Origin of the sequence: Polynucleobacter alcilacus (assembly GCF_018881545.1) — a bacterium.
GTDB classification, from domain to species: Bacteria; Pseudomonadota; Gammaproteobacteria; order Burkholderiales; family Burkholderiaceae; genus Polynucleobacter; species Polynucleobacter alcilacus.
Genome location: NZ_JACVQD010000001.1, coordinates 1070509 through 1093758, shown reverse-complemented (window position 1 = coordinate 1093758; position 23250 = coordinate 1070509). Strand labels below are relative to the sequence as shown.

General features: G+C 45.7%; 22 protein-coding genes. 8 read left to right on the top strand and 14 right to left on the bottom strand.

Going from position 1 to position 23250, the window contains the following annotated elements; all coding sequences use genetic code 11:
• Window positions 1–53: 53 nt before the first annotated feature.
• Together argC and erpA are read left to right on the top strand one after the other, a co-directional pair.
• Complete coding sequence (gene argC / locus ICN45_RS05550; RefSeq protein ID WP_216174223.1) at window positions 54–1112, top strand: N-acetyl-gamma-glutamyl-phosphate reductase; 1059 nt, start codon at window positions 54–56, stop codon at window positions 1110–1112.
• 69 nt (window positions 1113–1181) lie between these two features.
• Window positions 1182–1568, top strand: a complete 387-nt coding sequence (gene erpA, locus ICN45_RS05545; protein ID WP_216174219.1) for an iron-sulfur cluster insertion protein ErpA — start codon at window positions 1182–1184, stop codon at window positions 1566–1568.
• 26 nt (window positions 1569–1594) lie between these two features.
• On the opposite strand, the gene ICN45_RS05540 is transcribed toward erpA, so the two are convergent.
• Window positions 1595–2722: an anhydro-N-acetylmuramic acid kinase gene (locus ICN45_RS05540; RefSeq protein ID WP_216174216.1), complete on the bottom strand. Its 1128-nt coding sequence runs from the start codon at window positions 2720–2722 to the stop codon at window positions 1595–1597.
• Window positions 2723–2798: 76 nt separating this feature from the next.
• Between ICN45_RS05540 and tyrS the strand changes: the two genes are divergently transcribed.
• Window positions 2799–4031: a tyrosine--tRNA ligase gene (tyrS, locus tag ICN45_RS05535; RefSeq protein ID WP_216174213.1), complete on the top strand. Its 1233-nt coding sequence runs from the start codon at window positions 2799–2801 to the stop codon at window positions 4029–4031.
• A gap of 12 nt (window positions 4032–4043) precedes the next feature.
• Window positions 4044–4418 (top strand): nuclear transport factor 2 family protein, encoded by a 375-nt coding sequence (locus ICN45_RS05530; RefSeq protein WP_216174210.1) that lies wholly within the window; start codon window positions 4044–4046, stop codon window positions 4416–4418.
• An 11-nt stretch (window positions 4419–4429) separates the two neighbouring features.
• On the opposite strand, the gene ruvB is transcribed toward ICN45_RS05530, so the two are convergent.
• The 10 genes from ruvB to ICN45_RS05480 all read right to left on the bottom strand — a co-directional run bounded on the left by ruvB (window position 4430) and on the right by ICN45_RS05480 (window position 14006).
• Window positions 4430–5500: a Holliday junction branch migration DNA helicase RuvB gene (gene ruvB, locus ICN45_RS05525; RefSeq protein WP_216174207.1), complete on the bottom strand. Its 1071-nt coding sequence runs from the start codon at window positions 5498–5500 to the stop codon at window positions 4430–4432.
• Window positions 5501–5541: 41 nt separating this feature from the next.
• Window positions 5542–6123, bottom strand: coding sequence for a Holliday junction branch migration protein RuvA (ruvA, locus tag ICN45_RS05520; protein ID WP_216174205.1), 582 nt, complete (start codon window positions 6121–6123; stop codon window positions 5542–5544).
• Between the two features lie 28 nt (window positions 6124–6151).
• Window positions 6152–6679 (bottom strand): crossover junction endodeoxyribonuclease RuvC, encoded by a 528-nt coding sequence (gene ruvC, locus ICN45_RS05515; protein ID WP_216174202.1) that lies wholly within the window; start codon window positions 6677–6679, stop codon window positions 6152–6154.
• 16 nt (window positions 6680–6695) lie between these two features.
• Window positions 6696–8288, bottom strand: a complete 1593-nt coding sequence (purH, locus tag ICN45_RS05510) for a bifunctional phosphoribosylaminoimidazolecarboxamide formyltransferase/IMP cyclohydrolase (RefSeq protein ID WP_216174200.1) — start codon at window positions 8286–8288, stop codon at window positions 6696–6698.
• Between the two features lie 49 nt (window positions 8289–8337).
• On the bottom strand, window positions 8338–8577 hold the full coding sequence (locus tag ICN45_RS05505) for a helix-turn-helix domain-containing protein (protein ID WP_216174197.1): 240 nt from the start codon (window positions 8575–8577) through the stop codon (window positions 8338–8340).
• Window positions 8578–8606: 29 nt separating this feature from the next.
• Complete coding sequence (dusB, locus tag ICN45_RS05500) at window positions 8607–9623, bottom strand: tRNA dihydrouridine synthase DusB (protein ID WP_216174194.1); 1017 nt, start codon at window positions 9621–9623, stop codon at window positions 8607–8609.
• Window positions 9624–9764: 141 nt separating this feature from the next.
• The gene (locus ICN45_RS05495; protein ID WP_216174191.1) at window positions 9765–10922 is read right to left on the bottom strand and encodes an FAD-dependent monooxygenase; all 1158 of its coding nucleotides are present in this window, start codon (window positions 10920–10922) and stop codon (window positions 9765–9767) included.
• The gene (locus tag ICN45_RS05490; protein ID WP_255531102.1) at window positions 10919–12286 is read right to left on the bottom strand and encodes an aminopeptidase P N-terminal domain-containing protein; all 1368 of its coding nucleotides are present in this window, start codon (window positions 12284–12286) and stop codon (window positions 10919–10921) included. The genes ICN45_RS05495 and ICN45_RS05490 overlap by 4 nt, the downstream gene beginning before the upstream one ends.
• Complete coding sequence (gene murU, locus ICN45_RS05485; RefSeq protein ID WP_216174187.1) at window positions 12279–12995, bottom strand: N-acetylmuramate alpha-1-phosphate uridylyltransferase MurU; 717 nt, start codon at window positions 12993–12995, stop codon at window positions 12279–12281. Before murU ends, ICN45_RS05490 begins: the two co-directional genes overlap by 8 nt.
• Before the next feature lie 9 nt (window positions 12996–13004).
• Entirely contained in the window at window positions 13005–14006 is a 1002-nt protein-coding gene (locus ICN45_RS05480) for an aminoglycoside phosphotransferase family protein (protein WP_216174184.1), read from the bottom strand.
• A gap of 33 nt (window positions 14007–14039) precedes the next feature.
• On the opposite strand from ICN45_RS05480, the gene ICN45_RS05475 reads away from it, so the two are divergent.
• Genes ICN45_RS05475 through rsmA form a run of 4 tightly spaced genes read left to right on the top strand, consistent with a single transcriptional unit; the run spans window position 14040 to window position 19778 of the window.
• Window positions 14040–16565 (top strand): LPS-assembly protein LptD, encoded by a 2526-nt coding sequence (locus ICN45_RS05475; RefSeq protein ID WP_216174181.1) that lies wholly within the window; start codon window positions 14040–14042, stop codon window positions 16563–16565.
• Between the two features lie 29 nt (window positions 16566–16594).
• The gene (locus tag ICN45_RS05470; protein WP_369411464.1) at window positions 16595–18016 is read left to right on the top strand and encodes a peptidylprolyl isomerase; all 1422 of its coding nucleotides are present in this window, start codon (window positions 16595–16597) and stop codon (window positions 18014–18016) included.
• Window positions 17991–18998, top strand: a complete 1008-nt coding sequence (gene pdxA, locus ICN45_RS05465; protein WP_216175643.1) for a 4-hydroxythreonine-4-phosphate dehydrogenase PdxA — start codon at window positions 17991–17993, stop codon at window positions 18996–18998. Before ICN45_RS05470 ends, pdxA begins: the two co-directional genes overlap by 26 nt.
• Before the next feature lie 3 nt (window positions 18999–19001).
• Window positions 19002–19778, top strand: a complete 777-nt coding sequence (gene rsmA / locus ICN45_RS05460; RefSeq protein ID WP_216174179.1) for a 16S rRNA (adenine(1518)-N(6)/adenine(1519)-N(6))-dimethyltransferase RsmA — start codon at window positions 19002–19004, stop codon at window positions 19776–19778.
• Between the two features lie 11 nt (window positions 19779–19789).
• Here rsmA and ICN45_RS05455 read toward each other — a convergent pair whose 3' ends face one another.
• From ICN45_RS05455 to glyS, 3 genes are read right to left on the bottom strand one after another with little or no spacing between them, the layout of a single operon-like run.
• Window positions 19790–20521 (bottom strand): lysophospholipid acyltransferase family protein, encoded by a 732-nt coding sequence (locus ICN45_RS05455; RefSeq protein ID WP_216174176.1) that lies wholly within the window; start codon window positions 20519–20521, stop codon window positions 19790–19792.
• A 7-nt stretch (window positions 20522–20528) separates the two neighbouring features.
• Window positions 20529–21101 (bottom strand): D-glycero-beta-D-manno-heptose 1,7-bisphosphate 7-phosphatase, encoded by a 573-nt coding sequence (gene gmhB / locus ICN45_RS05450; RefSeq protein ID WP_216174173.1) that lies wholly within the window; start codon window positions 21099–21101, stop codon window positions 20529–20531.
• Entirely contained in the window at window positions 21098–23236 is a 2139-nt protein-coding gene (gene glyS, locus ICN45_RS05445) for a glycine--tRNA ligase subunit beta (protein WP_216174171.1), read from the bottom strand. The genes gmhB and glyS overlap by 4 nt, the downstream gene beginning before the upstream one ends.
• Between the last annotated feature and the right edge of the window lie 14 nt (window positions 23237–23250).

Genomic DNA, 23250 nt, shown 5'->3' with positions numbered 1-23250 from the left:
TATTCGTCTCTGCAGAAGAACTGAATAAGCGACGTAGTATTTTGGAGAATGACATGATTAAGGTAGGTATCGTTGGTGGAACTGGATATACCGGCGTGGAATTGTTGCGTTTATTAGCGCAGCATCCTGAGGTTAGTATTATTGCAATTACCTCTCGCACAGAAGCTGGAATGCCGGTGGCCGAGATGTTCCCCTCTTTGCGTGGTCACGTTGATCTGAAATTCACCACGCCGGATGAAGCGAAATTAAACGAATGTGATGTTGTGTTCTTTGCAACACCGCATGGTGTGGCAATGGCACAAGCAAAAGAATTGCTCGCGAATAATGTCAAGATCCTCGATCTTGCAGCTGATTTCCGTCTTAAAGATGTCAAAGAGTTTGCGAAGTGGTATGGCATGGAGCACACCTGCCCAGAAATTTTGGCTGAGGCCGTTTATGGCTTAGCAGAAATTAATCGTGAAGCCATTAAAAAGGCGCGTGTGATTGGCTTGGCTGGTTGTTACCCAACTTCAGTTCAGCTTGGCCTTGCTCCTTTGCTCTCACCAAAATCAACTGGTGGTAAGCATTTGATTGATGGTAATCACATCATCTCGGATTCAAAGTCGGGAACCTCTGGTGCTGGACGTAAAGCAGAGATTGGCACTTTGCATTCTGAATCTAGCGATAATTTCAAAGCATATGGCGTTAAAGGCCATCGCCACCTCCCTGAAATTGTTCAAGGTCTAAAAGCGATTGCGGGCCATGATCAGATTGGTTTAACGTTTGTACCCCATTTAACGCCGATGGTCAGAGGGATTCATTCGACCTTATATGTGCGCTTAATTGAAGCTGGCCTGAATGTTGACTTTCAAAAGCTCTATGAAAACTTTTATAAAGATGAGCCTTTTGTCGATGTGATGCCTGCTGGTAGTCACCCAGAAACACGTTCTGTGCGCGGAAGTAATGGCATGCGGATAGCCATCCATCGTCCTGGAGGTGGTGATACTTTAGTCATTTTGGTAGTTGAGGACAATTTGGTTAAAGGGGCCTCAGGTCAGGGCGTGCAGTGTATGAACCTCATGTTTGGTTTGCCTGAAACAATGGGTTTGACCCAAATTGCGGTATCTCCATAAAGACCCTTCAGCAAACTGGGCATTAAAAGCCTAGAATATAAGCATTGCCTTTTGAATTAGGAGTAAACCATGACCCAATTAGCTACCCAAGAAACTGCCCAACCCGCACAAAATCTAGCCGAGCCACCTACCCCATTGGTATTCACGGATAGCGCCGCTGCAAAAGTAGCCGACTTGATTGCGGAAGAGGGCAATCCAGAGTTGAAGCTGCGCGTATTCGTTCAGGGCGGTGGTTGCTCAGGTTTTCAATATGGCTTCACATTTGATGATGCTGTGAATGACGACGACACTCTCTTTGAAAAGAATGGCGTTACGCTTTTAGTAGATTCAATGAGCTTCCAATATTTAGTTGGTGCTGAGATTGATTACAAAGAAGACATTAATGGTTCACAGTTTGTCATTAAGAATCCAAATGCCCAGTCTACCTGTGGCTGCGGATCTTCTTTCTCTGCTTAATTAAAAAGAGAATTTAAGCTGCGCATTTAAGCTGGATAGCAAGCACCTAGAATTCTAGGACCCTTCGCTCCCGTAACGGCTGGCAAATTCGCCGGCCGTTTTTCTTTGTGGGCCCAAGCAAGCCATGCAAAGGCGAGGCCTTCAACCAATTGGGGGTCAATTTCAAAAGACTCACTAGTAGTCACTTCCAAGGGCTCTTTGAAGAAAGACTGGGCTTTCACTTTGAGTAAATTTATGAGGGCATTATTTCTGGCGCCTCCCCCACAGACAATCAGCTTCTGGGTTTGCGGGGCATGACGTGCTAAAGCCGCCAATGCTGAATGCGCAGTTAAATGCAATAAGGTGGCCTGCACGTCTTCAGCGTGATGATTGTCTTTACCTAATTTTTCCTGTAGCCAATGCTGATGAAAGTCGTCGCGCCCTGTGCTCTTTGGTGGGGCTTTTACGAAGAAGGGATCGGATAACATTTTTGCTAGTAATACTTCATTCACTTTTCCTTGCAGTGCCCAGGAACCATTCTCATCAAATGCATTGCCTTGATGTTCTTGTACCCACAGATCCATCAACATATTTCCAGGGCCACAATCAAATCCAGTAACTTCACCACCCTTTGGCAGTAATGTCAGGTTGGCAATCCCGCCAATATTCAGAATGGCTGTATTTTCAGAGGAGGCAAATTGTTGTGCATGAAAGGCGGGCACTAAGGGTGCGCCATGTCCACCAGCAGCGAGGTCACGACTTCTAAAATCAGCAATGACATCGATACCCGTTTTTTCTGCCAAGAGGGCAGCATTGAGTGTTTGATGGGTATAAGCCAGGTCACCAAGATAGGGTTGGTGACGAATCGTCTGGCCGTGAGCACCGATCGCGGAAATATCTGAGGCTTGTAAAGCGGCCTTTTTTAACAGTTGGCTAACTGCATCTGCATAAGCAAGTGCTAAGGCATTTCCGGCTTGCTTCTCTCGGTGGAGTTCATTCGACCCTGGGCTTTGAAGGTCAAATAGGGCTTGACGCAGATCGGGAGCAAAAGCGGTGCTTACCGCCATTTCTGCGCTAGCTTCGCCATTTGGACCAATCTTGGCTAGAACGGCATCAATCCCATCCAGACTAGTGCCAGACATCAGTCCAATGTAGAGGGAATGGGGTTTATTCATGGGGCTCTCAGTGATGCGACAATTATGCTTTAGCAATTTAAATACTAATTTAACTGAAACAGTTATCCGAATCAGCATGATGGCTAATCCAGAACCAAAATATCCTTTAACCCCCGAAGTCTTTGCGGCGCTCGAAGTCACTAAACGTGGCTGTGATGAGCTATTGGTTGAGGCAGACTGGGTTCAGAAGCTGGCTCGAAGCCTAGCGACCAAGACGCCTTTGCGGATTAAATTAGGTCTAGATCCCACTGCACCCGATATTCATCTGGGTCATACCGTAGTTTTGAATAAACTGCGCCAGTTGCAAGATTTAGGTCATACCGTGATTTTCTTGATCGGTGACTTTACCAGCATGATTGGTGATCCATCTGGTCGAAACGCAACTCGACCGCCATTGACTGCAGAAGAAATCGCTGTCAATGCAGAAACTTACTATCGTCAAGCGAGTATGGTGCTTGATCCGTCTAAAACAGAAGTACGCTACAACAGTGAGTGGTGTGATCCCTTAGGTGCACGTGGGATGATTCAGTTGGCGGCCAAGCACACTGTTGCACGTATGTTGGAGCGTGATGATTTTACGAAGCGCTATCGCAATGGCGTACCCATCTCCATTCATGAATTTCTGTACCCACTCATGCAAGGTTATGACTCTGTTGCACTCAAGAGTGATTTAGAGCTTGGTGGTACTGATCAGAAATTTAATCTATTAGTTGGTCGTGAACTCCAGCGGGAATATGGCCAAGAGCCTCAATGTATTTTGACTATGCCTCTCCTCGTTGGTTTGGATGGCGTTGAGAAGATGAGTAAGTCCAAAGGCAATTACATTGGCATCAGTGAAGCACCTGGCGAGATGTTCGGTAAGCTTTTGAGTATCTCAGATGATTTGATGTGGGATTACTTCACCTTATTGTCATTCCGCCCAATGTCCGAAATTGATTTGATGAAGCAAGAAGTTGCTGCTGGACGAAATCCAAAAGATTGCAAAGTGCTGCTCGCACAAGAAATCGTTGCACGTTTTCATTCACAAGCTGCGGCAGAAAAAGCCCTGGAAGACTTTAATTATCGGGCTAAGGGTGGGATTCCTGATGACATTCCTGAAGTAAGTCTGACTGGTGCACCAATGGCAATTGCTAATCTTCTAAAGGCTGCAGGCCTGACCCCATCGACATCTGAAGCAATACGCAATATCGACCAGAATGGCGTGAAGATTGATGGAGCAACGATTGCAGATAAACAAGTCAAGATTGAGGCTGGTACCTATGTGGTTCAAGTTGGTAAGCGTAAGTTTGCAAAAGTAACGCTTAGTTAAACTACGATAGATATGAATAATCAGAAAAGTATTGAAAAAGAGGCAGAAGATCTAGAACGACTATCAGTTAAGTTGATTCAAGATAAAAACTGGGAAGCCCTGGAGAAAATGCTTTCTCCCAGTTGTCAGTTTATTAGCTCCCAGGGTTCATGCGATAAAGAAAGTGCCATGTGCCTCATGAAGGAGATGCATCTTGGGCCTGTTCAGTTTAAGGATTTTAAGGTCACGCAGGCTCAGGATAATTTGATAGTGAGCTTCTGGATTGCGGCTCTAGAATATCGCGATGGTAAAGAGTTATCTCCAGAGTATTCCCCGCGCTTAAGTGTCTGGAAAAAAATCGATAGCCAATGGCAATGTATTGCCTATGCTGATCTGATTGCTAACTGATTAAACCGCAATCATAAATCGAGGTTGGGGTTGTTACTTGGTGGTGTTAAGCCGAAATGCTCATAGGCCTGACGAGTAGCCACTCGACCCCGCGAAGTTCTTTGTAGATAGCCCTGCTGGATAAGATAGGGCTCTAGAACATCTTCAATGGTGTCACGCTCTTCACCAATGGCCGCGGCCAAGTTATCAATTCCCACTGGACCTCCATCAAACTTGTGCAAGATGGCTTCTAGTAATTTCCTGTCCATGACATCAAAGCCACTGGGATCGACATCTAACATCTTGAGCGCGGCATCAGCCATGGCTTTCGTAATGGTACCGGTACCCTTTACTTCTGCATAGTCGCGTACACGACGTAGTAAGCGGTTGGCTATACGTGGGGTACCACGTGCACGTTTGGCAATTTCTACAGAACCTTCTGGATCAATATTTGCCTTTAATAGACTGGCAGAACGAGTAATAATTTTGGTGAGCTCTTCGGTGGTGTAGAACTCAAGCCTTGCCACAATGCCAAAACGATCACGTAATGGATTGGTGAGCATGCCAGCGCGGGTTGTTGCACCAATGAGCGTAAAGGGCTTGAGGTCGATTTTGACACTTCGTGCTGCAGGCCCTTCACCAATCATGATATCGAGGCTATAGTCTTCTAGTGCTGGATACAGAATCTCCTCAACTACGGGAGAGAGGCGATGGATCTCATCAATGAAGAGAACGTCATTGGTTTCTAAATTAGTTAGCAATGCTGCAAGGTCGCCTGGTCTATCCAAAACAGGTCCGCTGGTTTGGCGCAAGTTCACGCCAAGTTCTCTGGCGATGATGTGGGCCAGAGTTGTTTTACCCAGACCAGGGGGGCCAAACAAGAGGACATGATCCAAAGCTTCTTGGCGCGCTCTCGTAGCACTAATGAAGATCTCTAATTGCGCTCTTGCTTTGGTTTGACCAACATACTCGTCGAGTTGCTTAGGGCGCAGTGCTCTTTCGAAGACGGCTTCAGCATTACCAGCTGCACCACTGACAATACGATCATTGTCTTCTGGTAGATCTTCGGGAATGGAACTGAGGTCGTCTGTATGAATTGCCATGCTACAAGTGTAGTGGTGTTTGGATTAGTCGTGTTTAGCGATTAAGGCTTGGAGAGGTATTTCAGGCCCATCCGAATCCCATCAGAAACCGTAGTGTCAGGTGGAATTTGCTTGAGGGCTAAGAGCGCTTCTTTTTCTGAATATCCCAATGCCAAAAGCGCCTGTAATACTTCACTGCTAGCTTCAATGGTTTGCGGTTTATCGCCAGTAATACCTAGGTCTGGAGCTAGCTTACCTTTGAGCTCTAAGCAAAGACGTTCAGCAGTTTTTTTGCCAATGCCGGGTACTTGAGTCAGGCGATCGGCTTCTTGTAGGGCAATAGCCTGCACTAATTCATTCACGCTCATTCCTGAGAGTACGGCTAACGCAGTTCTGGAACCAACACCGCTAATTTTAATGAGTTGTCTAAATGCTTCACGTTCAGTCTCAGTAGCAAAGCCAAATAATTGCTGTGCATCTTCTCGCACTTGGAAGTGAGTAAGGAGGGTTATTTTTTCCCCTGCTTGGGGTAGTTGATACAAGGTGCTCATGGGTACATCCACTTCATAGCCAATACCTTGGCAATCAACCAAGAGGCGGGGTGGATGAATAGAAACGAGGATTCCTTGAATACGACCAATCATATGAAGATCTTAACCTGTAATGTGCTGTTTATTTTTTAGGACTGCGCTTTGGAGCGAGTGCATTGGTAATCGCTATTGGTATTTGAGCGTGATGGGCAGCACAAATAGCGACACCTAAGGCATCCGAAGCATCAGTACCGGGGGCGCGAGTTAAGCGAAGCAAGCGCTTCACCATTTCTTGGACTTGGGGCTTAGTCGCTCTACCAGTACCTACAATAGATTGCTTGACTCTCAGGGCGCTGTATTCAGCAACCGGTAGATTTTCAGAGACAAGGGCGGCTATCACTGATCCTCTGGCTTGGCCTAGCATCAATGTGGAACGGGGGTTGACGTTTAAGAAGACTTCTTCGATCGCCGCTGATTGAGGGTGATAGGTTTCTAGAACTTCTTTCACACCGGCATAGAGTGCGCCTAAACGCTCAGGCAAGCCTTTGGCTGGATCACCACTTTCAATCGTCCCAGAAGCAACGTAAGTCAGTTTTTGGCCATCTACATCGATGACACCAAAACCAGTGGTGCGCAATCCCGGGTCGATTCCTATCCAGCGCCTTGGCATGTTTGTTTCTGACGACTTAATGACGGAAGTGGCGGGTGCCAGTAAAGATCATAGCAATACCATGTTCGTTTGCAGCGGCAATTATTTCATCATCACGCATGCTGCCACCGGGTTGGATTGCACAACTTGCACCACCATTGACAACCACATCTAAGCCATCACGAAATGGGAAGAAAGCATCACTTGCTACTGCTGAGCCCTTAAGACTTAAACCAGCGTTCTCAGCTTTAATACTTGCCATCCGTGCAGAGTCCACGCGGCTCATTTGGCCAGCACCAATGCCAAGGGTCATACCATTCGCGCAATAGACAATTGCATTGGATTTCACAAACTTGGCAACCCGCCATGCAAACAGCATGTCATTCATTTCACTTGGAGTTGGTAGCCTTTGGCTAACAACGCGCATCTCACTTTGCAAAACATTCTTTGCATCTGGAGTCTGCACTAATAAGCCACCACCAACGCGTTTGAAATCATCACGATTAAATGCAGTACCAAGAGGGATCTCTAGGAGACGCACATTTTGTTTTGTAGCAAAGATGGCCTTTGCTACATCGCTAAAGCTAGGGGCAATCAATACTTCTACAAACTGTTTGGAAATCTCTTGGGCAGCAGCGCCATCACAAGGCACATTCAAGGCAATGATTCCGCCAAAGGCTGAGCTCGGGTCGGTTTTGAAGGCCTTCTGGTAAGCCTCAAGCGCATTGGCGCCAACCGCTACACCACAGGGGTTAGCGTGCTTGATGATCACGCAGGCGGCGCTACCGCCAGTATTGCCATCAGTATTCCCAGAAAAACTCTTAACGCATTCCCAGGCAGAGTCAGCATCAGCAATATTGTTATAAGAAAGTTCTTTACCTTGCAATTGTTGGTAATTGGCAAGCGCACCAGCTACGGGATAAATATCTTTGTAGAAAGCAGCGGATTGATGTGGGTTCTCACCGTAACGCATCTCTTGAACTTTTTCAAAAGCCAGATGCAAGGATTCTGGGTAAGCAGAGCGTGCCTTATGATCTAAGTCATCACCCAAAGCAGAAAGATAGTTCGCAATCGCACCATCGTATTGGGCGGTATGCGCAAATACTTTTTTGGCTAAGGCTAAATTGGTTTTATAGGAAACGACATTGTTATTGGCTTTCATTTCTGCCAATACGGGAGCGTAATCCTCGGGAGAAATTAATACCGTAACGTCTTGGTGGTTCTTAGCAGCCGCACGCAACATCGCTGGTCCACCAATGTCGATATTTTCGATTGCATCTTCAAAAGAACAATCTTCTTTAGCAACCGTTTCATTGAATGGATAAAGATTGATTACCAACATGTCAATCGTATCAATGCCATGCTCTTTTAATGCTGCCATATGCTCAGGAAAGTCTCTGCGCGCCAATAAGCCTCCATGGACCATCGGATGGAGAGTCTTTACGCGACCATCGAGCATTTCTGGAAACTTGGTCAAAGAAGAAACTTCTACTACGGGTAAATTATTTTCAGCTAAGAGTTTTGCGGTTCCGCCCGTAGAAATGAGTTTGATGCCTTGCTCATGAAGCGCTTTGGCAAAAGCTACGATGCCATTTTTATCAGAGACGGAGAGTAGAGCGGTGCGGATCATATTTTTCGGAGGTTTTGATGAGTGAATAAGTGAACTATTTTTATTAAGCTTAGCTTAGTAGTTGGTGTTCAACTAATTTTTTATGCAGAGTATTGCGATTGATGCCAAGATATTGTGCGGCTAAGGATTGATTCTGCTTAGCATGTTGCATTACTAGCTCTAACATTGGTTTTTCAACTACCGCTAAAACCATGTCATAGATATCACTTGGAGGCGTACCTTTGAGATCATTCAGGTACCCCTGTAATTGGGTTTCAATACATTCGGTAATAGGGTGTTTATTGGTCATAAAATTGAATTGCTGATAAAAACTAAAAATTAAGCGGCTTCTAAAAAGAGTAAACGGTCAGAGAGAGATTTCATCTCATCGAAATAGTCATTCACCATTTGTAATTGCGTTTTGCAATCATCTGCGGTATTCATACGTTGGCGAAAGGCATGGGAGTTACGCAAGCCTTTGCAGTACCAGCCAATATGTTTACGTGCAGTTCGTAGGCCAATGTGTTCGCCATAAAACTCGTAGTGATCTAAGAGATGCGCATTCATGATGCTCTGAATCTCATTGATCTCTGGGGTGGGTAGCTTGCCACCAGTTTCAAGGTAGTGATTGATTTCGCGGAAGATCCAAGGTCGTCCTTGGGCGGCGCGCCCAATCATGATGGCATCTGCGCCAGTGATCTTTAAGACGGCCGCTGCTTTTTCTGGAGAATGGATATCACCATTCGCCACTACCGGAATACCCACACTGCTCTTCACAGCAGTAATCGTTTCATACTCTGCTTCGCCATGGTAGAGATCTGCTCTGGTACGACCATGAACGGTCAGCATGGAGATGCCAGATTTTTCTGCAAGTCGTGCAATCTCAATGGCGTTCTTGTGCTCGCGATCCCAGCCGGTCCGAATTTTTAAAGTCACTGGTACTGCGTCTGGACCAACGCCAACTGCATTAATTACAGCCTCAAGAATTTGTTTTACCAGCGGCTCATCGCGCAACAAGGCTGACCCCGCTGCAACATTACACACTTTCTTTGCAGGGCAGCCCATATTGATATCAATAATTTGTGCGCCGTGATCTACATTAATTTTTGCAGCGGCAGCCATCATGGCTGGATCAGCGCCTGCAATTTGAACTGCAATGGGTTTGAACTCCCCCACATGGTTAGCGCGACGTTGCGTCTTTTCACTATTCCAAAGCAAGGCATTGGAAGCCACCATTTCAGAGACTGCGTAGCCCGCACCCAATTTTTTACAAAGCTGCCTAAATGGACGGTCGGTTACCCCTGCCATTGGAGCGACAAAAAGTCTATTTGCAAGGAGGTGGGGACCAATTTTCATCGAATGGGGATTGGAATATGGGGGATGACGGAAAGCATGACACTTTAGCACAATTGAGACCTGATCTGCCTATTTTTTAGGCAACTGACCTGATTCAGATCAAACCGAGAAAGCCTTTATTTGGAGGCTAATTTAGGCCTCTTAACGCCTACCAAACATCATCTGGCGAGCTAAGGCTGTTTTCACAGGCGGAAGCCACTGAAGGGCGGATAAAGCCAGTCCGCGAGCCATCACTACGGGGACGAGATTTGAGGTAAATACTCTAGCCATAAAGTCGGTTAGACCGATAGTGGTGGTTCTGTCTACCTTACGACTTTGGGCATAAGCTTCTAGCGCCTCTTGAATTTTTCCTGCAGCTTGATTTTCTACTGAGCCTGCAAAAACTCCTACTAGTTTTTCAGCCAGAAGAAACGCATCGCGTAATCCGAGATTTAATCCTTGACCGGCTACGGGGTGTAAAGCTTGTGCAGCATTGCCGATCCAAACTTCATTGTCTTTGGTAATTTGCTTACGGTAGTTCAAGCCCAGCTCGTATAAGCGACGATCCTGAATCTTTAGAAAACGCCCAATACGCGAGCCAAATTCATTTTGTAATGAGTTAAGAAAATCAGCATCACTCAGTTGCAGGCGGTGTTGTGAAGATTCTGGCGAGCCACACCAAACGAGATTCAAAATATTGGGGCCGTAATGGCTTGGAAGAACTGCTAGCGGACCTTCGGATGTAAAGCGCTCCCAAGCTTGTTGAGGGGCGGCGTTTTCCACCTCAACTAAACCCACTAAGGCAGACTGGCCATAGTCGCGACCGGATTCAACCCAATCCTGCTTTTTAAATAGACCACCTTCAGCATGCACAATGCATTTCGCAAGGACGGGATTATGTTCATCCTTAGCATCGGTATGCTGCCACATGAAATTGGGACTTTTACTTTGAATGGCTCTGAGAGCTTGGCGCAAAGTGATGTGAATATCCCGATAGCGAATGATATGACCTAGTGCGTCTTGGTGTAATTCTTCGCGCGTCATTAGGGCGCGACCAAAGCGTCCCGCTTGTGAAACATGCACACGATGAATGTCAGCGCATTCGACAGGCCAAGCATCAATCGTATCGAGCAAGAGTTTGCTGCCATGCGATAGCGCAATACCTCTACTGTCTGCCGCAGCAAGATCAGCATCGTCTACTGAGTTTCGGTCCAGCAGTGTTAAATAAGCATCCGGAAACTTTTGTAATATCCAGGCAGCACAGGCCAAGCCTACTGGCCCACCCCCCTGAATCAAGATATCGCATTGAGTTGAACTCATGTATTTTTCATAAGGGCTTCGATCTCATCAGCCTTTACGGGAGCTCCACGAGAAATGAGTTCGCATCCAGAGTCGTTAATAACGGCATCATCTTCAATCCGAATGCCGATATTCCAAAATGCTTCGTCAATATCATCTGCCGGCCGTATGTAAAGGCCTGGTTCAATCGTGATAACCATGCCGCTCCGCAGAATACGCCAAGGTTTTTCATCTTGTACGAGGTTTGTAGAAGATTCGCGATAAGAGCCTACGTCATGGACGTCCATCCCCAGCCAGTGGGAGGTACGATGCATATAGAACCGACGATAGGCCCCAGTTTCAATAGCATTCTCAAGCGATCCTAACTCTGAGAGTTTGAGTAATTTTTCATCTAGCAAGCCTTGCGTGAGAACTTTAACGGCTGCCTCATGAGGTTGTATAAATGTATTGCCCACTATTGTCATGGCGATAGCTGCCTCTTGTGCTGCTTGGGTAATGTCATAAAGTGCACGTTGGGGTCCGGAAAATTTTCCATTGACCGGGAAAGTGCGCGTGATGTCAGAGGCGTAGCCATCTAATTCACAACCAGCATCAATTAAACAAAGCTCACCTGCGCGCAATTCAGTGGCGCCTGCACGATAGTGAAGAATGCAAGTATTGGCTCCACCCGCAACAATACTGTTGTATGCAACGCTTTGCGCGCCGCTATTGCGAAACTCATGCAGTAACTCTGCTTCGAGTTGATACTCGCGCATGCCAGGTTTACAGGCTTGCATTGCACGGACATGTGCACGTGCTGAGATAGTTGCAGCGCGACGCATGGTATTGATCTCTTGAGCATCTTTGAATAAGCGCATTTCATGAATGAGGGCTTCAACATCATGAAACGCTGATGGGGGATTAATGCCAGAGCGCGCCTGCCCTCTAACTTGCTTCATCCAATGACGTAAGCGGCGATCTGCTTCTGCGTTTTCCGAGAGACTAACGTAGACGGCATCTTGATCAGCTAGGATGTCACTGAGTTTTTGATCCAACTCTTGATTGCTGTGAGCAAATTCAATACCCAGCGCCTCTGGTGCTGCCTCAGGTCCAAGACGAATACCATCCCAAATTTCCCGTTCTGGATCTTTGGGTCTACAAAATAGATGAGATTGCAGCTGGAAATAGTTGCCATCTTTTTCCACTTTCATGACCAAGGTGGCGCCTGGCTCTTCGAAGCCCGTTAAATAAAAGAAATCGCTGTCATGGCGGTAGGGAAATTCGCTATCGCGATTGCGAGTAAGCTCTGGCGCAGTGGAGATAATGGCAACCCCTCCACCAGTCTTGGTGAACAGATGTTGCGCTAATGCATTTCTGCGAACTTGATAGATGTTGGATTTATTCATAAGCCACATTGAGCTCTTGTAATCGTTGCGGAGTTCCTACATCGTGCCATGGTCCGGTATATTTTTCACCCGACACTGTATTTTGCTCCATTGCGGATCTCAGGAGGGGCGCTAACTTCGCTCGCTCCCCGATCTTGATACCCTTAAATAAATCCTTGTGATAAATGCCGATTCCTGAAAAGGTCAGCTTTTCAGCTCCCAATGACGCTTTATCGAATACTTGCGAGTCTTTTAAGTAAAAATCTCCTTCTGGGTGCTGTACTGGGTTTGGAACCATTAAGAGGTGTGCCAAAGGCTTCTGGGGCTTACGACGCAAAGTGGATACCCTCTCTAGAAGCGCTTTGATGGGAAGTTGGGGGCTAAAGACATCCCCATTGATCACCAAGAAATAGTCATCTGGCAGAAGGATTGGTAGTGCTTTAGCTATTCCTCCCGCTGTTTCTAAGGCAGTACCCTCAGGGGAGTATTGGATTTGGAGCCCAAATTGATGACCGTTACCAAGAGCGGCTTCAATTTTCTGACCTAGCCAGGCATGATTAATGACGACATTTTTAATTCCTGCATTTGTAAGGGACTCTAAATGCCAAGCAAGCAGGGATTTGTTTTGAATAGTGAGCAAAGGCTTGGGTAAGTTATCTGTGAGAGGGCGCATCCGTTCACCCCTGCCAGCGGCAAGCAAAAAACACGGAATCAATTCACTTTTATTCATGAGCTCAATTTACGCTTTACTTGGACGAGTAGATTCCAAAATTCGGGCTAAAGGTTTTAATTCGATATAGCGATTGGCAGTTGCAATAGCGTAGTCCAGAACCAGTGGCATATCTTTGAGATAGCCATCTTTGCCATCACGGTGAAAGAGTCTTGCAAAAATCCCAAGAACTTTGAGATGACGCTGTAAACCCATCCATTCAAAATCACGATAGAACTGTCCAAAATCACTAGGCATGGGCAAGCCAACTTTGCGACCTTCTTCCCAAAATTTGATGACCCAATCAATTACTTTATCTTCGGGCCATGCAATGTAGGCATCGCGCCATAAGGATGATGCGTCATAAGTAATCGGACCATAAACAGCATCCTGAAAATCAATTACTCCCGGATTATTTATTGCTGTCACCATTAGGTTGCGAGAATGGTAATCACGGTGAACATAGACTTTAGCTTGCGCTAAATTATTTTCTAGGATGAGCGCAAAAGATTGCGTGAGTTGCGCTTTTTGTAGATTCGTTAATTGAATATTGAGATGCTTATTCAGATACCACTCGGGAAATAAATCTAGTTCTCGTTGAAGAAGGGCTTCATCATAATTTGGTAATACATCTGGTTTGCTAGCCAATTGCATTTGTACTAAGGCATGTGTTGCATCTTGATATAAGGGATCAGCTGTTTCAATATTGAGTTCAGCAAGGTAAGTTTTAGTGCCTAGATCACTCAATAAAAGGAAGCCCTCGGGAATGTTTTCCTCCAGAATTTTTGGCACATTTAAGCCTGCTGCTGCTAGCAATAAATCGACCTTGATGAAGGCATCTAAGGACTCATATTGAGGGGGTGCATCCATTACTATTAAAGTCCCAAAATTGGGGTTTTTGGACGCAATACGGAAATACCGCCTAAAGCTGGCATCTGCTGAGGCGGGCTCCAAGCTATCGAGATCTAATTGCCAGCGTGCTTGCAGGGCTTTTAGCCAGTTGCGGAGGGTGTTTAGGCGAGGGTCAGTCATGGTCGATTCGTATAATAAGGCGGGTCTGGATCTATGAGTCATTATCGCCGTCGCGCCGGCCTTTGCGCCCCTCTTTTTTTAGCTGTATCCCTGCGAATAATGATGGGGATGGCATTGCTTCAATTTGCCCTACCAATTCATGCTCAGGCACCCGCTCCATTACCTTCTGTTTCAACGCCTTCTACCAATTTAGTTTTATTACCAGATCGTGGCAACGTTACGATTTTGAAGTTGGATGATCAACTTCGTGTTGGTAAACCGATTGCCGATGGCCAAGCCCTCACCTTTACATCAAGTGATTTCATTGATGGGGTAGTGGAGCGAGATATGCATTTGAAGAGCCGTGCTCAAATTCGTCGAAATGGCGCGGTATTAAAAGCGGATGAGATAACTTACAACCCAGATACTGATATCGCAGATTTGCTTGGTAATGCAGAGCTGTCAAAAGGTAATGTGACTTTTAAGGGCCCCAAAGGACAGTTCAAGGTAGATGCGCGTGAAGGCGCCATGGAGACACCAATTTATGAATTGCGCGATAACGGTGGTAACGGTAAAGCAAAAAAATTGACTGTTGAGAGTGCGGATGTTTTTGTATTTGATAAAGCGACTTACTCCACCTGCACTCCAGAAAATTTGGATTGGTATTTCACTGCTGACACCCTGGAAATTGATAACGAACAAAAAGAAATGGCTGGCACGCATGGTGTGATGCGTTTCTTTGATGTACCGATAGCTTATGTTCCTTATTTCACTGCGCCTACTGGCGGTCAAAGGCGTTCAGGCATTCTTGCGCCGGTGGTGGGCTATAACTCAAATAATGGTTTGGACATTACTCAACCTTATTACGTCAATATTGCACCGAATCGTGATTTGCTTTTATTGCCTCGGTATATGAATCATCGAGGCGGCATGCTGGGTGCCCAATATCGATTTCTAGATTCTCAATACTCTGGTGCGGCAATGGGTGAATACTTACCTTATGACAAACAGACGGGTACCAATCGCTGGAAGTATGATTGGCAACAGCGCCAGGCTTTTACTGGTGGAGTCGGTCCGGGTGGAGTGCCTCTGCCTGGCTCTTGGACAGGATATGTCAATATGGCTAGGGTTTCTGATAATTTATACCCAACCGACTTTTCGCAAAGTATTGCTGGTGCGGTTACGAATCAGTTTCGTCAGGAAGTAGGAACTAGTAAAGCACTTACGGGCAGCTTAAGTAATTGGAATGTGTCAGCTCGCGCATTAACATTTCAAACGCTACAGCCAGACCCTACTACTACTGTACAGTCTCCTTACAATATCTTGCCGAACGTTACCGCTAGCTATAACAATCGCATTACTCCAACAGTAGCGGATGCGAGTGGCAAGTATGTCACCTTGCCGAGCGGACCAACAACTACATTTTCTACTGACTTTACGCGTTTTGCGTACAACATTCAGGGTAACGCAGCTGCTACTGCCCCAGGTATTTACAGTCAGGCAGATAGAACGGTAATTAAAGGTGCTCTAGCCCTTCCACAGGTTACGCCAGGCTATTACATCACTCCAAGTATTAGTTTCCAGTCAAATACTTATAACGCAACCCCCTTTGCCAATAATACGGGCGCCCCTCCCGCGCAAGGTTTCACAATTCCCACTTTTACTTTGGATTCAGGTTTGTCATTCGAAAGGGATGCTGCTGAGCTAAAAGGCTTCTTTGGAAGGGATATGTTGCTAACAATGGAGCCGAGAGTTTTTTATGCTTATACGCCCTATCAAAATCAGGCCAATACCCCAATATTTGATACTGCTGAAGCGGGATTTGGTGTTTCCCAAATCTTTGCTGCTAATACCTTTATTGGTAATGATCGAATATCTGATAGCAATGCAGCCACCCTCGGTTTAACGAGCCGCATGATTGAGGCAAATACGGGTGCTGAGCGTGCAAACGTAACGATTGCCCAGAAACAGCAGTTCGCTGGTCAAAAAGTGGGTTTGAACGGCAACATTACTAACCCTTCTACCTATTCCGACACCTTAGGCTCGGGTTCGATTCGCCTGCTTGGAAACTTTAGTGCCGATGTGTTCGGACAATACAACACCCAACTCAATCGTTTTGTGCAAACTACCGTGGGCGGAAGTTGGCGCCCAACTCCTGGCAGAAATTTAAATTTTGGCTATAGAAATGTTTGGACGCCACCGGTTCAGGCGTCTATACAAAATAACCAGCCTTATACCCCGGGCGCTACTACGACTGATCAATACAATATTTCTGGACAATGGCCTCTTACTCGCGAAGTTTCAGTATTGGGACGCTGGGGATATGATGCCTTGACTGTTAAAACTTTAAATACCTTGGTTGGACTTGAGTGGAATAGAGATTGCTGGACGTTTCGTGGTGCCTATTCGCAAATGGTCAATACTTCCCTGATAACTACTACTCAAGTGCTCTTTCAAATAGAATTTAGGGGCTTTGCTAGCGCAGGCAGCAACCCTGTTGATATCATGAGGCTTAATGTTCCTGGATATATGCCAACTTCAAAGCCTATACCGCCCTCAATATATGAGAACTATCAATGATGCTTTATAGGAATTGCTTGAGACGGATTGTGACTGCTATTCTACTGAATGGAGTGCTAGTCATAGCGAGTCCTATCTGCGCCCAAGATTTAACGCGTTCAACTAGTGTGGCAGACAGCAAGGTTCGAAATATTGACGGTGTAGCAGCAGTAGTCAACACCGGTTTTGTCACTCGTAAAGAAATTGACGATCGAATTGCGAGTCTTCAAAAGCAAAACGCAAAACTTCCAGATGCAAGTAGTTTAAGAAAGTTAGTTTTAGAGCGTCTCATTATTGAGAAAATTCAATTACAGAATGCAGAGTTAGAAGGTGCCAGTGTTGGTAACAAAGAGTTAGAAAAAATTCTTGCTGATACCGCTGCTAGAAATAAATTGACCTATACAGAATTTAAAGACAAAGTAATTGCTTCCGGTACTTCATTTGAGCGTTACAAAGAACTATTGCGAGATGACATTATTGTTAGCCGCTATCGTGAGCGTGAAGTGGATTCAAAGATCAAAATTTCAGATGCAGAAATTGATAATTTTATAATGGAACGAACCCGTGCAATTTCTGGTGCAGGTGCACAGCGCTCAACTCAGGCTATTAATGGCGGCCCAGAAGAGATTGACGTTGCACAGATTTTTATACCAGTAGAAGCGGGTGCAGGTGCAGGTGCTCAAGCTGATGCAAAAAAGAAAGCAGATGCCTTATTGCTCGCAGCAAGGGGGGATATAGACTTCTTGCAATTAGGAGCGATGGCAGCAAAAGAAAATCCTAAAATTAAATTTCAAGACTTAGGCTACCGGACTCCAGATCGTTTGCCTAAATTATTTTATGATGCTATTCGAAATACTGGCGGTGGCCAGGTTGCAAATGCAGTAGTAAAAAGTCCTGCGGGTTATCACGTTCTGAAAGTTTTAGATCGAAGGGCCATGTCTGCTGGAGCTCCAGCTCAAGCTATAGCGCAAGAGCCTGCTTCAAGTACCCCTCAAAATATTCCCATCACACAAACAAATGCGCGTCATATTTTGCTTAAAAGTCGTTCAGGCTTAAGTGATCAAGACGCAGAAAGACGTTTGCAGGGCTACCGCGATCAAATACGAGCAAAGACAGTTGACTTTGCAGATCTTGCTAAGAAATATTCTGAAGACGGCGCCGCTGCTAATGGAGGATCTTTGGGTTGGATGAGTCCTGGCGACCTAGTACCGGAATTTGAGCAGGCGATGAACAGGCTTCAGATTGGAGAGGTCAGCAACCCAGTGAAAACTCAATTTGGTTGGCACCTTATCCAGGTAATGGAGCGTCGTGAATCACAGTTGACTGTAGAAAAACAGCGAGAGTTTGCACGTGCAGCAATTCGTGAGAGAAAGTTTGAGCAAGCCTATCAGGACTGGATTCGTGAATTACGCGATACCGCAACAGTAAAAATTCTGAATGTGGATGATGAAGCAACCAGCGCTCTTCGTTAAATTAGGAATTACAACAGGAGAACCGGCTGGCGTAGGACCTGAAGTCTCCTTAGCCGCTGCCTTGCATTTTGTTGGCGAGCAAACTGATGTTGAGATTACTTTACTGGGCGATAGTAGTCTTTTGACATTCGCTAAAGACAAAATTCCAAATGGGCACGAGCGCATTAAGCTTGAATCAAGCCCATTGGCTGACGCTGTCGTGCCAGGCATCTTAAATCCTGCTAATGCCCAGTACGTTTTACATCTTTTAAATCAAGCCACCGATGCTTGTCTTCAGGGTCGATTTGATGCCATGATCACGGCCCCAGTCCAAAAGAGCTTGATTTATGCTGCTGGCATCCCCTTTACTGGACATACAGAGTATTTAGCGCAGCGCTGTGATACAGAACAGGTTGTGATGATGTTGTGTGCTCCACTGCCACGGGGTTTCTTGGGAATTAAAGCGCCTAGAGATTTACGAGTAGCTTTAGTAACTACCCATTTGCCATTAAAAGAGGTATCAGCGGCGATCACCTACAAGCAAGTACTAGGGACTATTCAAATTGTTGCTCAGGACTTAAGAAAAAAGTTTGGCATCGCCAAGCCAGTGATTCGGGTGGCGGGATTAAATCCTCATGCTGGAGAGTCTGGCTATTTAGGGCATGAAGAAATAGAAGAGATTGCACCTGCAATTGACTTTGCTAAAAATCAGGGAATAAACGTTTCAGGGCCTTATCCCGGAGATACGATGTTTGATTCTGCCGCGCTTGAACAGGTTGATGCCTTTATTGCGATGTATCACGATCAAGGATTGGCCCCTTTCAAGTTTGTTACTTTTGGGGGCGGAGTCAACGTCACTCTAGGACTACCAATCATTCGAACATCAATAGACCATGGCACGGCTTTAGATATTGCCGGTAAAGGTATTGCAGACTTTGGTAGCATGCTTGAGGCTATCCGTTTAGCTTATCAGCTGGCGATTATCCAAAGAAAATCAAGCTAAAGAATGCATCGAGCACGTAAACGATTTGGCCAGAATTTTCTGCAAGATGAAGGCATTATTTACTCTATCGTCTCATTCATCAACCCAAGTGCTGATATGCGGGTGATGGAGATTGGTCCGGGCCTCGGAGCCTTAACTAGACCCTTATTAAGAAACCTGGACCAACTTGATCTTTTAGAAATTGATCGTGACTTGGTAGCTTATTGGAAGCAGCAAAATCTCGCAGGCTTAACTGTCATTGAGGGTGATGCACTTCAATTTGATTTCTTAGAATGGGCACAACATAAATCTGATCGAAAAGGTTTCTGTAAGGTTGTGGGTAATTTACCTTACAACATCTCTTCACCACTATTGTTTCATCTGGTTGCTGCAGCAAAATCGATCGATGAGCAAGTATTTATGTTGCAGGCAGAAGTGGTAGAGCGCATGGTCGCAAAAGCAGGTAGCTCTGATTTCAGTAGGCTTTCAGTGATGCTTCAAGCCCGCTACGAGATGGAGCTTGTTCTTGAGGTACCCCCAGAAGCTTTTGAACCTAAACCTAAGGTGAACTCTGCGGTAGTTCGCATGATTCCTCATCGAGATTTTAATTTGAGTGATGCCCAGTGGAGTTCTCTCGAAAAAGTAGTCGCGGCTGCCTTCTCGCAAAGAAGAAAAATGTTGCGGACTAATTTACAGGCGTTTTCAGAGAGATTAAAACTCACTGAGCACGAATTAAAAGCAAGAGCTCAAGATATTTCAGTAGAACGCTACATCGAATGGGCTAAGGTGTTAGCCGCTTAATTTGCTTTAGATTAGTAGGCGCTAGGATCGATCACCCGCATTTCAGCTTCGATCCAACCCTCTACTTCTTGCTGAAGATCCTCCCCAGACTTGCCTGTGGAGGTAATGGGAGGTCCAATCGATAAGATTACAGTGCCGGGATACTTCAAGAAACTATTCTTAGGCCAAACACTACCTGCGTTATGCGCAATCGGAATCACTAGTGCGCCAGTAGCGCTAGCAAGGCGAGCTCCGCCTTTGCGGTAAGGTTTGGTAGAGCCCCTAGGAGTTCTGGTGCCTTCGGGAAATAACATAATCCATTTGCCTTCACTCAGGCGTTTGCGGCCTTGACTAACTACTGATAGTGCGGCTGTTTGCTTATTAGCGCGATTGATATGAATCATTTTGAGCAATGCCAAAGCCCACCCAAAGAATGGAATCCACAGTAACTCCCGCTTAAAGACAAAGCAAAGCTGCTTAGGCAATAAGGCTATATAAGCAATCGTTTCATAAGCAGATTGATGCTTGCTTAGGATGATGACAGCTTGGTCAAGAACCGCTCGCATATGCTCCATGCCGCGAATTTCATAACGAATTCCGCACAAATGCCATAGCAGCCAAATGACTATTTTGTTCCATAGGCCAATAAAGCGGTAGCGATTTTCAGGACTTAGAAAAGGAAACGCCAACAGGCACAGTACTGACCAAATAGGCGTGAAGACCAGTAAAAATAGGGTAAACAGGGTTGAGCGGATATAGATCATGGACTTTCTAAACCTTGCTTGCTAATAAGCTATTTGTAAAAGCCATGAGATCAGCGTGTATTTGAGTGCCTTCAGGTAAGCCACCATTTTCTAGGGTCTTCTGACCCTTACCTGTAAGCACTAAATGGGGTGAAGCTCCGAGAACTATTCCAGCCTGAAGATCACGTAAGGAATCGCCAACAATAGGCACGCCTAAAAGTGGCTGTGTGCTGTCAGCCTTTTTGTAACGTAAGGCAATTTCTTTCATTAGGCCTGGAGCAGGTTTACGACAGTCACAGCCATGAGAGTCAAGATGTGGGCAAAAGAAGATGCTATCAATATGACCGCCCAATGGTTTCAGTAATTGTTCCATTTTGTTATGCATTGCATGCAAATCGTTGATGGTGAAATAGCCTCTAGATAAGCCGGATTGATTAGTGGCAATGGCAATTTGATAGCCCGCCTGGTTTAAAAGGGCAATCGCCTCTAAGCTACCGGGAAGAGGAACCCACTCATCTACAGATTTCACGTAGTCGTCTCGGTCTTCGTTGATCACACCATCGCGATCAAGAATGATTAACTTGGAAGAGCGGTTGCTCATGCTAATTTGCCGAGGTCGGCAACGAGATTCATTTTCTGGTGAAGTTGTTGCAAGAGGGCTAGGCGATTATCCCGAAGCTCTGGATTGGGATCCATCACCATGACATCAGCAAAGAACTGATCAATTGGTGCGCTTAAGGCAACGAGGACTTTTAAGAGCTCTACAAATTGGCGCTTTTCATAAGCAGCAGTTAATGCGGGGGTGATCGCTTCTAAAGCTTGATGCAATGTGGCTTCAGCTGGAATTTGCAATAACTTTTTAGAGCATGAGGATGGAATAGCCGTAGTGGTTTTCTTCAGAATATTGCTAATGCGTTTATTTGCAGCAGCCAATTGGGCAGCCTCGGCAAGTGCATTAAATTCACGAACAGCCGTTAAGCGCTCAATGATGTCATTAACCTGCGCCGGAGATTGACTGAGAACAGCATCAATTTCAGCGCTAGTAAACGACTTACCTGCTACAGACTGGTCACGCAAATAGGCTCGCAGGCGGTCAATGATGAACTCATAGATATCTATAGCTATTGCATTTTCCTGAACCTCTTTTTGTGGGAATTGCGCGCGAGCTAACGAAATTAACTCTGGCACGCTCAAAGAAAGATTTTTTTCCAGGAGTAAGCGGCAAATGCCAAGTGCATGACGTCGTAAGGCATAGGGGTCTTTATCGCCAGTGGGCGCAAGCCCAACACCCCAAATACCAACAAGGGTTTCAAGCTTATCAGCAATAGCCAAAATAGTACCGCTCTGGGTTTGTGGCAAAGAGTCGCCAGCAAAGCGCGGCATATAGTGCTCACTACAAGCCGCAGCCACTTCAGCATGCTCGCCATCATGAATTGCATAGTAGCGCCCCATGATGCCTTGAAGTTCTGGGAACTCGCCAACCATATCGGTTAACAAATCCGTCTTTGCAATTTCAGCGGCACGACTAGCTAGCTTTTCATCGGCATTGAGTTTTTTTGCAATACCAACCGCAATAGCTTGAACACGTTTGGTTCGCTCTAATTGGTTTCCTAGTTGATTGTGATAAACCACTTTACCCAGATCAGTAACGCGCGAAGCTAATGGACGTTTTTGATCTTGTTGAAAGAAGAAGCGCGCATCCGAAAGGCGGGGGCGTATGACGCGTTCATTACCAGAAATGATGGCATCCGGTTTATTCGATGCAATATTAGACACAATCAGAAAACGATTGCGCAGCTTACCTTGCTTGTCGGTCAATGCAAAGTATTTTTGATTGGTTTGCATTGTCAGAATCAAGCACTCTTGTGGAACTTCTAAGAATTCTTGATCAAAGTGGCATTCATAAATCGCTGGCCACTCAACAAGGGCAGTGACTTCATCTAATAAGCTATCTGGCATTAAGACTAAATCAGCGCCAGCCGCTTTAAGAAGGGCAGCCTCAATTAGAGCGCGGCGCTTGTTAAAGCTTGGAATGACTTTAGCTTTAGTTTCTAAATCACTTTCATATTGGTCCGCATGGCTAATGGTCAGATTACCTGGTGCTAAGAAGCGGTGTCCCTCAGTGAGATTATCTGCATCAATCCCAAGGCTGTTGATGTTCAGGGATTGATTGCCATGCAGGGCAACGATACGGTGGGCTGGTCTAGCAAATTGCACCTCCGCCAACTGACCATCTTTTTGGAGCACTTGGTAGTGCATCATTTTAGCGATCGGCAATTTATTGAGCGTCTGCTCAAGTGCAGTTTGAGCGGTTTGCTCTAATATCGCACCGTTAGCAACTACATTGAGATAGAGCGCTTCATTCTTACCTTCACCTGACTTCTCTAGTGTTGAGATATCAAGATCAGCAAAACCAAGCGCAGCTAATTTTTTAAGTAAAGGCGCTGTTGCTTTACCTTCAGCATCAAAGGCAATACTGGTAGGTAAGAGTTTTTCGCGTACCGGGTAGTCTGGTGCTTGTTCCAGAATATGGCTAACTTGGACTGCTAGGCGACGGGGTGTGGCAAAGCCAGTTGCCTGAGAGGATTCTGTAGTCAAGCCTGCATTTTTGAGTGCCGCAAAGATTCCCTCGCTAAAGGCATCGCCTAGGCGACGAAGTGTTTTAGGTGGCAGCTCTTCAGTAAATACCTCAATTAATAAAGTAGCTGTCTGAGAGGATGAATTGGTTGTGCTCATAAGTGAATTGCCAG

Excerpts from the sequence above, each read along its gene's own strand:
- ICN45_RS05530 (WP_216174210.1), top strand. The coding sequence starts at position 4,044 with ATGAATAATCAGAAAAGTATTGAAAAAGAGGCAGAAGATCTAGAACGA.
- ruvA (WP_216174205.1), bottom strand. The coding sequence starts at position 6,123 with ATGATTGGTCGTATTCAAGGAATCCTCGTTTCTATTCATCCACCCCGC.
- ICN45_RS05475 (WP_216174181.1), top strand. The coding sequence starts at position 14,040 with ATGAGTCATTATCGCCGTCGCGCCGGCCTTTGCGCCCCTCTTTTTTTA.
- ICN45_RS05540 (WP_216174216.1), bottom strand. The coding sequence starts at position 2,722 with ATGAATAAACCCCATTCCCTCTACATTGGACTGATGTCTGGCACTAGT.
- gmhB (WP_216174173.1), bottom strand. The coding sequence starts at position 21,101 with ATGAGCAACCGCTCTTCCAAGTTAATCATTCTTGATCGCGATGGTGTG.
- ruvB (WP_216174207.1), bottom strand. The coding sequence starts at position 5,500 with ATGGCAATTCATACAGACGACCTCAGTTCCATTCCCGAAGATCTACCA.
- rsmA (WP_216174179.1), top strand. The coding sequence starts at position 19,002 with ATGCATCGAGCACGTAAACGATTTGGCCAGAATTTTCTGCAAGATGAA.
- dusB (WP_216174194.1), bottom strand. The coding sequence starts at position 9,623 with ATGAAAATTGGTCCCCACCTCCTTGCAAATAGACTTTTTGTCGCTCCA.
- ruvC (WP_216174202.1), bottom strand. The coding sequence starts at position 6,679 with ATGCCAAGGCGCTGGATAGGAATCGACCCGGGATTGCGCACCACTGGT.
- murU (WP_216174187.1), bottom strand. The coding sequence starts at position 12,995 with ATGAATAAAAGTGAATTGATTCCGTGTTTTTTGCTTGCCGCTGGCAGG.
- argC (WP_216174223.1), top strand. The coding sequence starts at position 54 with ATGATTAAGGTAGGTATCGTTGGTGGAACTGGATATACCGGCGTGGAA.
- ICN45_RS05505 (WP_216174197.1), bottom strand. The coding sequence starts at position 8,577 with ATGACCAATAAACACCCTATTACCGAATGTATTGAAACCCAATTACAG.
- ICN45_RS05490 (WP_255531102.1), bottom strand. The coding sequence starts at position 12,286 with ATGAATAAATCCAACATCTATCAAGTTCGCAGAAATGCATTAGCGCAA.
- pdxA (WP_216175643.1), top strand. The coding sequence starts at position 17,991 with ATGAAGCAACCAGCGCTCTTCGTTAAATTAGGAATTACAACAGGAGAA.
- ICN45_RS05455 (WP_216174176.1), bottom strand. The coding sequence starts at position 20,521 with ATGATCTATATCCGCTCAACCCTGTTTACCCTATTTTTACTGGTCTTC.
- purH (WP_216174200.1), bottom strand. The coding sequence starts at position 8,288 with ATGATCCGCACCGCTCTACTCTCCGTCTCTGATAAAAATGGCATCGTA.
- tyrS (WP_216174213.1), top strand. The coding sequence starts at position 2,799 with ATGATGGCTAATCCAGAACCAAAATATCCTTTAACCCCCGAAGTCTTT.
- ICN45_RS05495 (WP_216174191.1), bottom strand. The coding sequence starts at position 10,922 with ATGAGTTCAACTCAATGCGATATCTTGATTCAGGGGGGTGGGCCAGTA.
- glyS (WP_216174171.1), bottom strand. The coding sequence starts at position 23,236 with ATGAGCACAACCAATTCATCCTCTCAGACAGCTACTTTATTAATTGAG.
- ICN45_RS05480 (WP_216174184.1), bottom strand. The coding sequence starts at position 14,006 with ATGACTGACCCTCGCCTAAACACCCTCCGCAACTGGCTAAAAGCCCTG.
- erpA (WP_216174219.1), top strand. The coding sequence starts at position 1,182 with ATGACCCAATTAGCTACCCAAGAAACTGCCCAACCCGCACAAAATCTA.